The sequence below is a fragment of the Agromyces sp. G08B096 genome, from assembly GCF_040267705.1.
Taxonomy (GTDB): domain Bacteria; phylum Actinomycetota; class Actinomycetes; order Actinomycetales; family Microbacteriaceae; genus Agromyces.
On the sequence record NZ_CP158374.1, the window covers coordinates 2,547,408 to 2,561,391 of the forward strand.

The window sequence follows — 13,984 nt, forward strand, 5'->3', positions numbered from 1 at the left end:
CCCGCCCGTCCGCCGTTGTACAGGCCGGCGTGCGGAGCCGCCGTCACCCGACACAGCGGCGACGGACGTTACGCCTGCGCGTCGTCCACGAAGCCGATGACCGACGCCGCGACCCGCTGCGGCACCCCGTCGAAGGCGGCCGCACGTTCGGGCGAGACGAGGTAGGCCGCCTCCCGCTCGACGAACGCGTCGCGGTCGCCCTCGGCGCTGACGGCCCACACGAACTCGTTCGTCTCGGGCACGCCGTACGCGAACTCGATGGCGAACCCGGCCTCGGGCCGCACGCGCGGCATCCATTCCTTCCACCAGGCGACGAACGCCTCGTACTCCCCGTCGACGATCGTGTACCGGCGCAGCTGGATGGTCTTCACCCCGCCATTCTGCCGTGCCCGGCCGGCCCCGGACGCCGGACGTTCACCGGCCGGCCGCGCCCGGGACATCCGGCCGCCCTACCGTCGTCGCTCGACCGCACCGAGCGACGAGCTCGACCGCACCGACCGATGAAGGAGTCTCCATGACCGAGCAGTCCGGCCTCAGCCGCCGAGCGATCCTCGCCGCCGGAGGGCTCGGCGCGATCGGCGCCGCCATCCCCGCGGGCGCCGCCCACGCCACCCCGCAGGGCGCCGCGAAGACCGCGCCGGCCGGACGACCCGCCGGGGGCGCGCCGAAGCTGCGGTTCCGCGACGACGGCACCTTCAAGGTCGTCCAGTTCAACGACACCCAGGACGACGAACTCACCGACCGCCGGACGGTCGAGCTCATCGAGAAGACCCTCGACGCCGAGCAGCCCGACTTCGCGCTCATCAACGGCGACGTCATCACGGGCGGGTGCGAGACCCGGCTGGCCGTGAAGCAGGCGATCAACAACGTCGTCTGGCCGATGGAGAGCCGGGGCATCCCGTGGGCCGTCACCTACGGCAACCACGACGAGGACTCGCTGCCGCAGTCGGGCGTCGACGAGGCGGGGATGCTCGAGTTCTACCGCAGCTACGACTTCAACCTCAACGCCGAGAACATCGCCGGCGTGACCGGCACGGGGAACACGATCGTGCCGATCCGCTCCTCGCAGGGCGGCCGCGAGGCGTTCGCGCTGTGGCTGCTCGACTCGGGGCGCTACGCGCCGGACTCCATCAACGGGCAGGACTTCGCCGGCTACCCCACCTGGGACTGGCTGCGCATGGACCAGGTGGCCTGGTACCGCGACGAGTCGATCCGCCTCGAGCAGCGTCTCGGCCGGAAGCTGCCCGGGCTCATGTTCATCCACATCGCGCTGTGGGAGCACCGCTTCATGTGGTGGGGCGGCGTCGACACGCGCACCGAGGCGGACGCCGCGCGCGGCCGCGCCAGGCACGGCATCGTCGGCGAGCGCAATGAGGACGAGTGCCCCGGGCCGATCAACTCGGGCATGTACAACGCGATCCTCGAGCGCGGCGACGTGAAGGGCGTCTTCGTCGGGCACGACCACGTGAACGACTACGTCGGCGACTACTACGGGGTGCTGCTCGGCTACGCGCCCGGCACCGGGTTCGGCGCGTACGGCCTGCCCGGCCCGGAGCGGAACCGGATGCGCGGTGGCCGGGTGTTCGAGCTCACGGAGACGGGCGACGAGGTCTCGATCGCGACGCGCGTGGTGTACGCCCGCGACCTCGGCATCGATCTCACGGCGAACGACCAGCCGATGGAGCCGACGCCGCTCGCGCCGAAGCAGGCGGCGATCTGAGCGGGCGGCAGCCCGTCGCGTAGACTCGGCTCGTCCAGGCGGAACGAGCCGCCGGTGCTCGAAAAATGGGCACGAAGCCGACCGGCGGCGAGCCGCTCGCGCGAGACACATACGGAAAACCCCATCCGTCATCGTCTCGAGAGGCTTCAGCATGCCCACCGTCTCCGCCCACGTCGCCCGCACCCTCGCCGCCCACGTCGACCACGTCTTCGGGGTCATGGGCAATGGAAACGCTTGGTTCCTCGATGCGCTCGAGCGCGAGACGGATGCGACATTCACCGCAGTGCGTCACGAGGCGGGCGGCGTCGTCTCGGCGGACGCGCACTTCCGGGCGTCCGGACGACTCGCGGCGGCGACGGCGACGTACGGTGCGGGGTTCACGAACACGCTGACCGCTCTCGCCGAGGCGGCGCAGGCGCGGGTGCCGCTGGTCCTCGTCGTCGGCGACGAGCCCACCTCGGGGCCGCGCCCGTGGGACGTCGACCAGATCGCGCTGGCCTCCGCGGTCGGTGCGCGCACGTATACGGTGGGCCGGGCGGATGCCGCGGCGACGACGGTCATCGCGGTCGAGCACGCGCTCGCGTACGGCGTGCCGGCCGTTCTCGCGATCCCGTACGACGTGGCGGCGCTCGAGGCCGGCGAGGTTCCCGCGGCGCCGGCCGTGCGCCTGCCGGGGCCGCTCGCGCCGCGGGGCGAGTTCGCCGCCGGCGTGGTGCGAGAGCTCGCCGAGGCGCTCGCGGGCGCGAGCCGCCCGCTCCTGCTCGCGGGGCGCGGGGCGTGGCTCGCCGGCGCGGGCCCGGTGCTCGGCGAGCTCGCCGACGCCACGGGCGCCGTCACGGCGACGACGGCGCTCGGCCGCGGCGTCTTCCCCGACCACCGATACGACCTGGGCGTGACGGGCGGGTTCGGGGCGGCGGGCGCGATGGAGCTCGTGCGCGAGGCCGACGTCGCCGTCGTCTTCGGCGCCTCCCTCAACCAGTTCACGATGCGCTTCGGCGAGCTCTTCGCGCCGTGCACTCGCGTGTTCCAGGTCGACACGGCGCCGGCGGCGACGCATCCCCATGTCGGCGGCTTCGTCCGCGGGGACGCCGCGCTCGTGGCCCGGGCGGTGCTCGAGGCGCTCGACGTGCTCGGCGCGGAGACCTCGGGCTGGCGCGAGCAGGCCGACGTGTCGCGGCTTCGCGCGCAGCCGGCGCCCGAGCGCACCGACGGCCGCTGCGAGGACGGCCGGCTCGACCCGCGCGCCGTCGCCGCGAAGATCGCCGGCCTGCTGCCCGAAGACCGCGTCGTCGTCTCCGACGGTGGGCACTTCATCGCCTGGGCGAACATGTACTGGCCGGTGGCCTCGCCCGACCGGATGATCATGGTCGGCACCGCCTATCAGTCGATCGGGCTCGGGTTCCCGAGCGTGCCGGGCGCGGCGATGGCGCGCCCGGAGTCGACGATCGTGCTGACGACGGGCGACGGCGGCGGGCTCATGGCGCTCGCCGACCTCGAGTCCGCCGTCCGGTCGGCGGCGGGGCGCGGGCTCGCGGTCGTGTGGAACGACGCCGCCTACGGCGCCGAGGTGCACCTGTACGGTCGCAAGGGCCTCGCCGAGGCGCCGATGCGGATCCCGGAGACCGACTTCGCGGCCCTCGCCGCGGCCGTCGGGGCCGAGGGCGTGGTCGTGCGCGAGCTGGCAGATCTCGACCGTCTTGCGACGTGGGCTGCGGAACCCGCCGCCTCGCGCCGGTTCCTCCTGCTCGACTGCCGCATCTCCCGCTCCGTCGTGGCGCCGTACCAGCACGAGGTCATCCGGGTGAACAGCTGAGGGGCGACCCGGGCGGGGCATCCCACCGTGGCGGCGCCGGTGACGACCAGCCTGCCGACGCGAGGCGAGTGCAGGTATCGTATATGATTTGAGATACCAAATGCGACGCCCGGTCCGATACGATCGCGGATGACGCTCACGACGAAGTGGAGGCCCCGTGCCCGACCCCGCCCGCATCCAGGCGATCGCCGACGAGCTCGTCGCGGCCGACCGAGACCGCACGACCGTCCCGCTCCTGACCGCCCGTCATCCTGACCTCACCGTCGACGACGCGTACGCCATCCAGCGCCTCTGGGTGGAACGCCGCCAGGCCGACGGCGCCCGGCTCGTCGGGCGGAAGATCGGGCTCACCTCCAAGGTCATGCAGGTCGCGACCGGCATCACGGAGCCGGACTACGGGGCCATCCTCGACGATATGGTCTTCGAATCGGGCTCGGTGCTCGAGTTCGACCGCTTCTCCAACGTCCGCATCGAGGTCGAGCTCGCCTTCGTGCTCGGGGCCCCCCTCGCGGGCCCGGGCACCACGATCTTCGACGTGCTGCGGGCGACCGACTACGTCGTGCCGGCCCTCGAGGTGCTGAACTCGCACATCGAGCTCGAGGGGCGGACGATCGTCGACACCATCTCCGACAACGCCGCGATGGGCGCGATGATCCTCGGCGGCCGGCCCGTCAAGCCCGACCAGGTCGACCTCCGGTGGGTCGGTGCCCTGCTCTCGCGCAACGAGACCATCGAGGAGTCGGGCGTCGCCGGCGCGGTGCTCGGCCACCCCGCGATGGGCGTCGCCTGGCTCGCGAACAAGCTCGCCCAGCACGGCCAGTCGCTCGGCGCCGGCGAGATCGTCCTCGCCGGGTCGTTCACCCGGCCGATGTGGGTCGAACGCGGCGACACCGTCCACGCCGACTACCGCGACCTCGGGAGCATCTCATGCCGGTTCGTCTGACCCTGCCCGACACCTTCGCCGCCCGGCTCGCCGCCGCCGACCGCCCGCTGGTCGGCATGTGGGTGTGCTCGGGCAGCCCGATCATGGCCGAGGTGGCGGCCGGAAGCGGCCTCGACTGGGTGCTCATCGACGCCGAGCACTCCCCCAACGGGCTGGAGTCGATCCTGGCGCAGCTCTACGCGGTCTCGGCCTACCCCGTCGCACCGGTCGTGCGGGTGCCATTCGGCGACGCCGTGGTCATCAAACAGGTGCTCGATCTCGGTGCGCAGAACCTGCTCGTGCCCATGGTCGACTCCGCCGAGCAGGCGCGCGAGCTCGTGCGCGCCGTCCGCTACCCCGGCGCGGGCATCCGGGGCGTGGGCGCCTCGCTCGCACGCTCGTCGCGCTGGAACCGGGTGCCCGGGTACCTGGCGGGTGCCTCGTCGGCCGTCAGCCTCACGGTGCAGATCGAGTCCGCGGCCGCGGTCGAGGCGGCCGAGGAGATCGCCGCCGTCGACGGCGTCGACGCGGTCTTCATCGGGCCGGCGGATCTCGCCGCGTCGATGGGGCTGCTCGGGCAGCCGGGGCATCCGGATGTCTCGGCCGCGGTGATCCGCGCCCTCGAGGCGGCCGCGCGCGCGGGCACCCCGGCCGGCGTCAACGCGTTCGTGCCGGAGGAGGCCGACCGCTACCTCGCGGCCGGGGCCGCGTTCGTCGCAGTCGGCGCCGATGTCGCGATCGTCGCGCGCGCGTCGGAGGCGCTCGCGGATCGGTTCATCGCACCGGGAGCAGGTGCCGGGGAGGCCGGCGCCGCCAGCTATTGAGCACCTTGTCCCGGCTCGCACAATCGTATACGATTTCACATATTGTCAGACGAGGGAGTCCATGAGCACCATCGCCACGCCCGGCAAGATCATCGCCGTGCACCTGAACTACCCCTCGCGTGCCGCGCAGCGCGGGCGCACGCCCGCCCAGCCGAGCTACTTCCTGAAGCCCCAGAGCTCCCTCGCCGGCACCGGCGGCACCGTCGTCCGCCCGGCCGGGACCGAGCTGCTCGCGTTCGAGGGCGAGATCGCGATCATCATCGGCGAGCCCGCTCGCTACATCACCCCCGCCGACGGCTGGCAGCACGTGGCGGCCGTCACGGCCGCGAACGACTTCGGCCTGTACGACCTCCGCGCGGCCGACAAGGGCTCCAACCTCCGTTCGAAGGGCGGCGACGGCTTCACGCCGCTCGGCCCCGTCGCGATCCCCGTCGACGGCATCGGCCCCGGCGACTGGCGGGTGCGCACCTGGGTGAACGGCGAGCTCGTCCAGGAGGACACCTCCGACACCCTCCTCTTCGACTTCGGCCGGCTCGTCGCCGATCTCTCCCAGCACCTCACCCTCGAGACCGGAGACGTCATCCTCACCGGCACCCCCGCGGGATCCTCCGTCGTCGTGCCCGGCGACGTCGTCGAAGTCGAGGTCGACGCCCCCGCCGCGCCGGGGGCGCCCACGACCGGCCGACTCGTCACCACGGTCACGCAGGGCGACGTCCCGTTCGGCGACTTCGGCTCGGTGCCGGCCGCCGACGACCTCCAGCGCGTCGAGGCGTGGGGGTCGGAGGCGGCCCTCGCCGAGGCCGTCGCCGCCGGGCGCGCGACCGCGCCGGACGTGCCGCCCGCCGCCTCGCCGTCCCCCTCGTCGTCCGGCCTCGACGACGACCTGCGGGCCCGGCTCGGCGCCGTGGGCGTCGCGACCCTCTCGGTCGCGCTCAGGAAGCGCGGCTACCACGACGTCTTCGTCGAGGGCGTCGCGCCGCTCGCCCGGGGCATGCGGCTCGTCGGCCCCGCCCGCACGCTCCGGTTCATCCCGTTCCGGCCCGACCTGTTCCAGTCCCACGGCGGCGGATTCAACGCGCAGAAACAGGCCTTCGACACCGTCGAGCCGGGCGAGGTCATCGTCATCGAGGCCCGCGGCGAGCGCACCACCGGCACGGTCGGCGACGTCCTCGCGCTGCGGGCCCGCGTGCGCGGTGCGGCGGGCGTCGTCACCGACGGCGGGGTCCGCGACGCCGACGTCGTCGCCGGGCTCGGCCTGCCCGTCTACGCGCAGGGCCCGCACCCGAGCGTCCTCGGCCGCAAGCACGTGCCGTGGGAGACCGACGTCACCGTCTCCTGCGGCGGCGCCGCCGTGCAGCCCGGCGACATCATGGTCGGCGACGGCGACGGCGTCATCGTCATCCCCCCGGCCCTCGTCGAGGAGGTCCTCGCCGAGGCCGAGGCGCAGGAGCGCGAGGACGCCTGGGTCGCCGAGCAGGTCGCGGGCGGGGCATCCGTCGACGGGCTGTTCCCCATGAACGCGGAGTGGCGCGCCCGCTACGAACGCGAGGCCGGGCGATGAGCGCCGAGAGCAAGTCGCAGCAGGCGTACCGGTTCATCCGCGAACGCATCGACGACGGCCGCTTCGTGCCCGGCTACCGGCTCGTGCTCGCCCAGATCGCCGGCGACCTCGACGTGTCGGCCGTTCCCGTCCGCGAGGCCATCCGGCGCCTCGAAGCCGAGGGCCTCGTCACCTTCGAACGCAACGTCGGCGCCCAGGTCGCGCTCATCAAGGAGACCGAGTACCTGCACACCATGCAGACGCTCGCCCTCGTCGAGGGCTTCGCGACCGCGCTCACGGCACCCGAGCTCACCGCCGCCCAGCTGCGGCGCGCCCGCGAGATCAACGAGCGGATGCGTCGCACGCTCGACGACTTCGACCCGCACCGCTTCACCGAGCTCAACCTCGAGTTCCACGCCGTGCTGTTCGAGGGGTGCCCGAACCCGCACGTGCTCGACCTCGTGCACCGCGGCTGGAACCGGATGCGGGTGCTGCGCGACTCCTCGTTCAGCTTCGTGCCGGGGCGCGCCCGCGCGTCGGTCGACGAGCACGAGCACCTCGTTGCCCTCATCGAGCGCGGGGCCGACCCGCTCGAGATCGAGCTCGCCGCCCGGGCGCACCGCACCGCGACCCTCGATGCCGTGCTCGCCTACCAGTCCGACCACCGACCCGCCCACTCCGCGCCGGCCCACGAGGCCGCCGCGGCCGCCGAATGAGGAAACCGATGACCCACCGCGTGCCCGAGGGGCTTCCCGACCGCATCCGCCACTACATCGACGGCGAATTCGTCGACTCGATGGGCGGCGAGACGTTCGACGTGCTCGACCCGGTCTCGAACGAGACCTACGTGCAGGCTGCGGCCGGCCAGCAGGCCGACGTCGACGCCGCCGTCGCCGCCGCCCGCCGCGCCTTCCGCGAGGGGCCGTGGCCGAGGATGCTGCCCCGCGAGCGCTCACGCGTGCTGCACCGGATCGCCGACCTCGTCGAGTCGCGCGACGCCCAGCTGGCGGAGCTCGAGTCCTTCGACTCGGGCCTGCCGATCACGCAGGCGCTCGGCCAGGCCCGCCGTGCGGCCGAGAACTTCCGCTTCTTCGCCGACCTGATCGTCGCCCAGTCCGACGACGCCTTCAAGGTTCCCGGCCGGCAGATGAACTACGTCAACCGCAAACCCATCGGCGTCGCAGGGCTCATCACCCCCTGGAACACGCCGTTCATGCTCGAGTCGTGGAAGCTCGGCCCCGCCCTCGCGACCGGCAACACCGTCGTGCTGAAGCCCGCCGAGTTCACGCCGCTCTCGGCGTCGCTCTGGGCCGGCATCTTCGAAGAGGCCGGGCTGCCGAAGGGCGTCTTCAACCTCGTCAACGGCCTCGGCGAGGAGGCGGGCGACGCGCTGGTGAAGCATCCCGACGTGCCGCTCATCTCGTTCACCGGCGAGAGCCGAACCGGGCAGATCATCTTCGCCAACGCGGCGCCCTACCTGAAGGGCCTCTCGATGGAGCTCGGCGGCAAGAGCCCCGCCGTCGTGTTCGCCGACGCCGAACTCGACGTCGCGATCGACGCGTGCATCTTCGGCGTGTTCTCGCTGAACGGAGAGCGCTGCACCGCCGGCAGCCGCATCCTCGTGCAGCGCGAGGTGTACGACGAGTTCGTCGAGCGTTACGCGGCGCAGGCGACGCGCGTGAAGGTCGGGCACCCGAGCGACCCCGACACCGAGGTCGGCGCACTCGTGCACCCCGAGCACTACGACAAGGTGATGAGCTACGTCGAACTCGGCAAGACCGAAGGGCGGCTCGTCGCCGGCGGAGGCCGCCCCGAAGGCTTCCCTACGGGCAACTACGTCGCCCCGACCGTCTTCGCCGACGTCGCCCCCGACGCCCGGATCTTCCAGGAGGAGATCTTCGGCCCCGTGGTCGCGATCACCCCCTTCGACACCGAGGAGGAGGCGCTCGCGCTCGCGAACGACACGAAGTACGGCCTCGCCGCCTACGTCTGGACGAACGACCTGAAGCGCGCGCACACGTTCGCGCAGGCCGTCGAGGCCGGCATGGTGTGGCTGAACTCGAACAACGTGCGCGACCTCCGGACGCCGTTCGGCGGGGTCAAGGCCTCCGGCCTCGGCCACGAGGGCGGCTACCGGTCGATCGACTTCTACACCGACCAGCAGAGCGTGCACATCACCCTCGGCGCCCCCCACAACCCCACGTTCGGCAAGCAGGACCCGCACGAGGCATCCGACCTCGACGACCCCGACCCCCGCTGAGCCGCGCCGCTCCCCCGCTCGATCCCAGGCAAGGACGCCCCCGCATGACCCGCCGCGACGACATGACCCTCACCTCCTCGGGCTTCTACGTGAGCCAGGAGGCCCCGATCCGGAGCGACGACCCGGTGCCGACGCCGTCGGTGCCGGCCCCCGACATCCTGCGCTGCGCGTACATGGAGCTCGTCGTCACCGACCTCGCCGCCTCGCGCGAGTTCTACGTCGACGTGCTCGGCCTGTACGTCACGGAGGAGGACGACGAGGCGATCTACCTCCGCTCGACGGAGGAGTTCATCCACCACAACCTCGTCCTCCGCCAGGGGCCGGTGGCCGCCGTGGCCGCCTTCTCCTACCGCGTGCGCACGCCCGAGGACCTCGACAAGGCCGTTGCCTTCTACTCCGAGCTCGGCTGCCGCGTCGAGCGACGCTCCGACGGCTTCACGACGGGCATCGGCGATTCGGTGCGCGTCGAGGACCCGCTCGGCTTCCCGTACGAGTTCTTCCACCAGACCGAGCACGTCGAGCGGCTCTCGTGGCGCTACGACCTGCACACGCCGGGCGAGCTCGTGCGCCTCGACCACTTCAACCAGGTCACGCCCGACGTGCCGCGCGCCGTGAACTTCATGCAGTCGCTCGGCTTCCGCGTCACCGAGGACATCCAAGACGAAGAGGGCACCGTCTACGCGGCATGGATGCGTCGGAAGCCCACGGTCCACGACACGGCGATGACCGGCGGCGACGGCCCCCGCATGCACCACGTCGCGTTCGCCACGCACGAGAAGCACAACATCCTCGCGATCTGCGACAAGCTCGGCGCGCTCCGGCGCTCCGACGCGATCGAGCGCGGGCCCGGCCGGCACGGGGTCTCGAACGCCTTCTACCTGTACCTGCGCGATCCCGACGGGCACCGCGTCGAGATCTACACGCAGGACTACTACACCGGCGACCCCGACAACCCGGTCGTCACGTGGGACGTCCACGACAACCAGCGCCGCGACTGGTGGGGCAACCCGGTCGTGCCGAGCTGGTACACCGAGGCCTCGCTCGTGCTCGACCTCGACGGGAACCCGAAGCCCGTCGTCGCCCGGACCGACGACAGCGAGATGGAGGTCACGATCGGGGCCGACGGCTTCTCGTACACGCGGAAGGGCGACGAGGAGCAGGGTTTCAAGCTCGGCAACACGCTCTAGGCTTCGCAGACGACGACGGGGGTGCGACGCCGCGGCGTCGCACCCCCGTCGTGTGAGGTTGGTTACTGCGTGCAGAGCTCGCCGATGGCGACAAGCTCGGTCTGCACGCCCTGCGCCGTCGTGAGGAAGGCGGTCGCGTCGAACGCAGCGGGGTCGGCGACGCCGGCCTCGAGCGCGACAATCATCTCGTCGAGCTTCGCGCCCGCGGCCTCGGCCTGGGCCTTCACCTCGGCGTTGCCAAGCTCGGCGCGGACGGCCTCGAACTCGTCGGCGAACGACGTGAGCGCGGCCACGGCCGCGGCCGGGTCCTGCGAGAAGGTCGACATGCCGTCCTGCAGGGCGGTGGCCGACTCGTTGAGCGTGGTCTGCAGCTCGGTGCAGGCCTCGGCGATCGACTGCTCGGCCGGGGCCTCGGCGGCGGTCGACTCCTCGGCCGTCGCGGCCGGCTTCGTGTCGGCCGTCGAGTCCGTGCCCGCGGCGCAGCCGGTGAGCAGAAGGCCGGCGATGGCGGCGAGGGCGAGCATGGGCGCGGCGGAGCGCGTGGACATGAAGACTCCCTGAGTGATGAAGTGGGGGACGGCAACGGATCTCGCGCCGGGAGCCACCCTACCCGGCCCGGGTGACGCGGGCGAGCCGTCAGCCGGCGAGGAACCCGATCGCCGCGTCCTTGAAGGTGCGACTGGTGAGCGTCGAGACGTGGTCGCGGCCGGGCACCGTGATCACGTCGCTGCCTCGATCACGGGCGAGCTGCTCGACGCCCGCCGGAACCGGATCCAGCTCGCCGACGACGAAGAGCGCGGCAAGCTCGCTCGGCAGCTCCAGCGGCGCGCCCGCGATGCCCTCGATGCAGGCGAGCAGCGCCTCACGGTCGGCCCCGCTCTCGAGGGCCGGACGGAGGACCTGCGCGATGACCGGGTTCCGCGGCGGCGCTCCGCGGAGCAGCAGGCCGCGCGCCTCCTCCGGATCCCAGGTGGCGAACAGCTCGCTCGGGCCGGCGCCGCCGATCACGACGCGACGGACGCGCCCGCTCGCCCGGCCCGTCAGCGCGGACACGATGCGACCGCCCAGCGAATAGCCGACGGCATCCACGACCTCGACGCCGGCGGAGTCGAGCACGGCGACGAGGTCGTCGCCCAACCGGTCGCGCCCGTACGACGCCGCGTCCACCGGCTTGTCGCTGTCGCCATGCCCCCGCAGATCGGTGACGATCACGTCACGGCCGGCCGCCTGCAGCGCGCGAACCCAGCCCGTGCCCTCCCACGTCACTCGCGCCGTCGTCGCGAAGCCGTGCACGAGCAGCACGGGCGGAGCGGCATCCGCGGCGTCCGTCGCACGCTCGCCGGCGAACCTGCGGTACGCCACGAGGACACCGTCGGGCGCCTCGGCGTGCAGCGTCGGCACGTCGGGCGCGCCCGCGATGATCACTCGGATGCCTCGTCCGAGCGCTCCTCCTGGGGCACGGGCGACTCGGCGAGCACCGACGACTCCGCGAGCACCGCGCCAGCGTGCGCGAGCTCGGCGAGCGCGCGCTCCGACGACTCCGGTGCGACGCCGGCGACGAGGTCGGTGAAGATGCGGACGTGTCGGCCGTGCTCCACGGCGTCGAGTGCGCTCGCGCGGACGCAGTAGTCGGTCGCGATGCCCACGACGTCGACGTCGGTGACGCCGTGCTCGTCGAGCAGCTGCGAGACGGTGCGTCCCTCGTCGTCGACACCTTCGAACGCCGAGTAGGCGGGCTTGCCCTGCCCCTTCCTGATGTGCGCGTGGACGCCGGAGGTGTCGAGGGACGGGTGATACTCGGCACCGTCGGTGCCGGCCACGCAGTGCTCGGGCCAGGTCTCGACGAAGTCGGGGTCGCCGGCCGTGGCGAAGTGCCCGCCGTTGTCGTTGTCGGCGTCGTGCCAGTCGCGCGACGCGATGACGAGCGCGTACTCGTCGCCATGGGCGGCGAGCAGGTCGGTCACGCCGGAGGCGACGGCGGCGCCGCCGTCGACCCCGAGGGCGCCGCCCTCGGTGAAGTCGTTCTGCACGTCGACGATGAGGAGTGCCTTGGTCATGCTTTCATTGTCCCCCTTCGGGTGGCGGACGCGCCCGGCGTTCCGCGAGTAATGCGGCCGCGCGTCACCCGGGGGGCGTCAGAAGTTGCCGAGGTTGTCGCCGCAGAGGAAGAACCCGGTCGTGAGCGTGTCGATCGCCTGCTTCGCCTCGTCGGTCACGTCGCCGAGCGCGTACACGGCGAACGTGAGCGTGCTGCCGTCCTGCGCGTGGACGACGCCCGCGAGCGTGTACCCGGTCTCGATCCACCCGGTCTTGGCGAACACGGCGCCGTCGGCGACCGCGTTCTCGCCCGCGAAGCGGTCGCTGTACGACAGCGACCCCCGCACACCGGAGACCGGCAGGCCGTCCATGATCACGCCGAGGTTCCCCTCGCGCGCGTTGATCTTCACGAACAGCCGGGTCAGGTACGACGGCGGCACGGCGTTCGAGTCCGACAGCCCGGACCCGTCGACGACCACGACCGCCGTCGTGTCGACGCCGTAGGCCTGGAGTCCCTCGAGCACCCCGGCGTTGATGGCGTCGAAGGTGTTGCCCGCACCGGTCTCGATCGCGACGAGCCGCGCGAGCATCTCGGCGACGCTGTTGTCGGAGACCACGAGGGCCTTGTCGACGAGTTGCGCGACCGTCGGCGACGACACCTGGCCGAGCTGCGCGGCACCTGCCGGCGCCGTGCCGCGTTCGATGCTCGCGATGCCGCCGAGCTCTGCGGCGAACGCGTCGCCGGCCCGCCCGATGGGGTCGGTGCTGCGCCACGACGTGTTCGCGCCGGGGTCGTCGCGGTCGCCGTCGACCTGGAGCGCGGTGATCTGCGACATGTAGCCGTCCTCGCGCTCCACCGGATCCCACGTCGGATGCCATTCATCGCCGCCGAACGCGCTCGCATCGAGGATGAGCTTCGTGAGCGGCGGGTTCGACGGGTCCGCCGCCCACGCCGCACGCACCTGAGCGGCGAGGTCGTCGAGGTGGGCGGCCCCCGGATACACCGTCTCGGTGCCGCTCGGCGTCCGCGAGAGCGTCACATCGCCGCCGCCGACCAGGACGACCGAGCCCGGCTCGGCGCCCGTCACGACGGTCGTCGCGGCCCGGTAGTCGGGGCCCAGCACCGACAGCGCCGCCGCGGAGGTCAGCACCTTCATGACGCTCGCGGTGCGCGAGGGCGTCGTGCCGCCGCGGTCGTACAGCACCTCGCCGGTCGCGGCATTCACGACCTGCGCCTGCAAGTTCGCCAGCCGTGGGTCGGCGGCCCGGTCGGCGACGGAGCAGGTGCGCACGCGCGCCGCTGCCGGGAGGGCTGCCGGGACGGGCCGGCCCGGGTCGACGGTGGGGGTGGGCGTCGGGCTCGGCTCGGCCGTGGCCGGCGCGACGGTCGCCCCCGCGTTGCCGACGCCCATCCCCGCGGCCAGCGCGCCGCCGCCGAGGAGGGTCACGGCGAGCACGCCGCCGCCGATGGCGACGGGCAGGCGGTGCCGTCGCGTGAACGCGGTCAGCCGTGTGAGGATGCCTCCCCGCCCTGCGGGCGGGCCGTCGGGCGTCGACGGCTCTGCGGGGTCGACGGGTTCCGGCGCGTCGCGCGGGGCATCCGTCTCTTCGCTCACCCGGGCATTCTAGGAAGGCAACCCGAAAGAACCCCGAGGCAGCCTCGGCTTCCGCCAGGCTCCAC

At 72.7% G+C, this 13,984-nt stretch carries 13 protein-coding genes; 8 read left to right on the plus strand and 5 right to left on the minus strand.

Annotated elements, in window-relative coordinates:
- Positions 1 to 68: 68 nt before the first annotated feature.
- Positions 69 to 371: a hypothetical protein gene (locus tag ABIQ69_RS12290; protein ID WP_350347409.1), complete on the minus strand. Its 303-nt coding sequence runs from the start codon at positions 369 to 371 to the stop codon at positions 69 to 71.
- A gap of 143 nt (positions 372 to 514) precedes the next feature.
- Between ABIQ69_RS12290 and ABIQ69_RS12295 the strand changes: the two genes are divergently transcribed.
- The 8 genes from ABIQ69_RS12295 to hpaD all read left to right on the plus strand — a co-directional run bounded on the left by ABIQ69_RS12295 (position 515) and on the right by hpaD (position 10,266).
- The gene (locus ABIQ69_RS12295; protein ID WP_350347410.1) at positions 515 to 1,720 is read left to right on the plus strand and encodes a metallophosphoesterase family protein; all 1,206 of its coding nucleotides are present in this window, start codon (positions 515 to 517) and stop codon (positions 1,718 to 1,720) included.
- Between the two features lie 151 nt (positions 1,721 to 1,871).
- Positions 1,872 to 3,533, plus strand: a complete 1,662-nt coding sequence (locus tag ABIQ69_RS12300) for a thiamine pyrophosphate-binding protein (protein WP_350347411.1) — start codon at positions 1,872 to 1,874, stop codon at positions 3,531 to 3,533.
- A 157-nt stretch (positions 3,534 to 3,690) separates the two neighbouring features.
- Entirely contained in the window at positions 3,691 to 4,476 is a 786-nt protein-coding gene (gene hpaH / locus ABIQ69_RS12305) for a 2-oxo-hept-4-ene-1,7-dioate hydratase (protein ID WP_350347412.1), read from the plus strand.
- Positions 4,461 to 5,279 carry an aldolase/citrate lyase family protein gene (locus ABIQ69_RS12310; RefSeq protein WP_350347413.1) on the plus strand — a complete coding sequence of 273 codons (819 nt, stop codon included), beginning with the start codon at positions 4,461 to 4,463 and terminating at the stop codon, positions 5,277 to 5,279. Before hpaH ends, ABIQ69_RS12310 begins: the two co-directional genes overlap by 16 nt.
- 61 nt (positions 5,280 to 5,340) lie before the next feature.
- Complete coding sequence (locus tag ABIQ69_RS12315) at positions 5,341 to 6,840, plus strand: fumarylacetoacetate hydrolase family protein (protein WP_350347414.1); 1,500 nt, start codon at positions 5,341 to 5,343, stop codon at positions 6,838 to 6,840.
- Entirely contained in the window at positions 6,837 to 7,535 is a 699-nt protein-coding gene (locus ABIQ69_RS12320) for a GntR family transcriptional regulator (RefSeq protein ID WP_350347415.1), read from the plus strand. The genes ABIQ69_RS12315 and ABIQ69_RS12320 overlap by 4 nt, the downstream gene beginning before the upstream one ends.
- Before the next feature lie 8 nt (positions 7,536 to 7,543).
- Positions 7,544 to 9,079, plus strand: a complete 1,536-nt coding sequence (hpaE, locus tag ABIQ69_RS12325) for a 5-carboxymethyl-2-hydroxymuconate semialdehyde dehydrogenase (protein ID WP_350347416.1) — start codon at positions 7,544 to 7,546, stop codon at positions 9,077 to 9,079.
- 44 nt (positions 9,080 to 9,123) lie between these two features.
- Complete coding sequence (hpaD, locus tag ABIQ69_RS12330) at positions 9,124 to 10,266, plus strand: 3,4-dihydroxyphenylacetate 2,3-dioxygenase (RefSeq protein ID WP_350347417.1); 1,143 nt, start codon at positions 9,124 to 9,126, stop codon at positions 10,264 to 10,266.
- 62 nt (positions 10,267 to 10,328) lie between these two features.
- Here hpaD and ABIQ69_RS12335 read toward each other — a convergent pair whose 3' ends face one another.
- From ABIQ69_RS12335 to ABIQ69_RS12350, 4 genes are all read right to left on the minus strand, one after another.
- The gene (locus ABIQ69_RS12335) at positions 10,329 to 10,814 is read right to left on the minus strand and encodes a hypothetical protein (protein WP_350347418.1); all 486 of its coding nucleotides are present in this window, start codon (positions 10,812 to 10,814) and stop codon (positions 10,329 to 10,331) included.
- 88 nt (positions 10,815 to 10,902) lie between these two features.
- A complete protein-coding gene (locus ABIQ69_RS12340) occupies positions 10,903 to 11,691 on the minus strand; it encodes an alpha/beta fold hydrolase (RefSeq protein ID WP_350347419.1) in 789 nt (262 codons plus the stop codon).
- On the minus strand, positions 11,688 to 12,323 hold the full coding sequence (locus ABIQ69_RS12345) for an isochorismatase family protein (protein ID WP_350347420.1): 636 nt from the start codon (positions 12,321 to 12,323) through the stop codon (positions 11,688 to 11,690). Before ABIQ69_RS12345 ends, ABIQ69_RS12340 begins: the two co-directional genes overlap by 4 nt.
- A 78-nt stretch (positions 12,324 to 12,401) precedes the next feature.
- The gene (locus ABIQ69_RS12350; protein ID WP_350347421.1) at positions 12,402 to 13,919 is read right to left on the minus strand and encodes a D-alanyl-D-alanine carboxypeptidase; all 1,518 of its coding nucleotides are present in this window, start codon (positions 13,917 to 13,919) and stop codon (positions 12,402 to 12,404) included.
- Between the last annotated feature and the right edge of the window lie 65 nt (positions 13,920 to 13,984).

Coding starts and splice junctions, on each gene's coding strand:
- ABIQ69_RS12300 (WP_350347411.1), top strand. CDS start 1,872: ATGCCCACCGTCTCCGCCCACGTCGCCCGCACCCTCGCCGCCCACGTC.
- ABIQ69_RS12335 (WP_350347418.1), bottom strand. CDS start 10,814: ATGTCCACGCGCTCCGCCGCGCCCATGCTCGCCCTCGCCGCCATCGCC.
- ABIQ69_RS12320 (WP_350347415.1), top strand. CDS start 6,837: ATGAGCGCCGAGAGCAAGTCGCAGCAGGCGTACCGGTTCATCCGCGAA.
- hpaE (WP_350347416.1), top strand. CDS start 7,544: ATGACCCACCGCGTGCCCGAGGGGCTTCCCGACCGCATCCGCCACTAC.
- ABIQ69_RS12345 (WP_350347420.1), bottom strand. CDS start 12,323: ATGACCAAGGCACTCCTCATCGTCGACGTGCAGAACGACTTCACCGAG.
- ABIQ69_RS12310 (WP_350347413.1), top strand. CDS start 4,461: ATGCCGGTTCGTCTGACCCTGCCCGACACCTTCGCCGCCCGGCTCGCC.
- ABIQ69_RS12315 (WP_350347414.1), top strand. CDS start 5,341: ATGAGCACCATCGCCACGCCCGGCAAGATCATCGCCGTGCACCTGAAC.
- hpaD (WP_350347417.1), top strand. CDS start 9,124: ATGACCCGCCGCGACGACATGACCCTCACCTCCTCGGGCTTCTACGTG.
- ABIQ69_RS12295 (WP_350347410.1), top strand. CDS start 515: ATGACCGAGCAGTCCGGCCTCAGCCGCCGAGCGATCCTCGCCGCCGGA.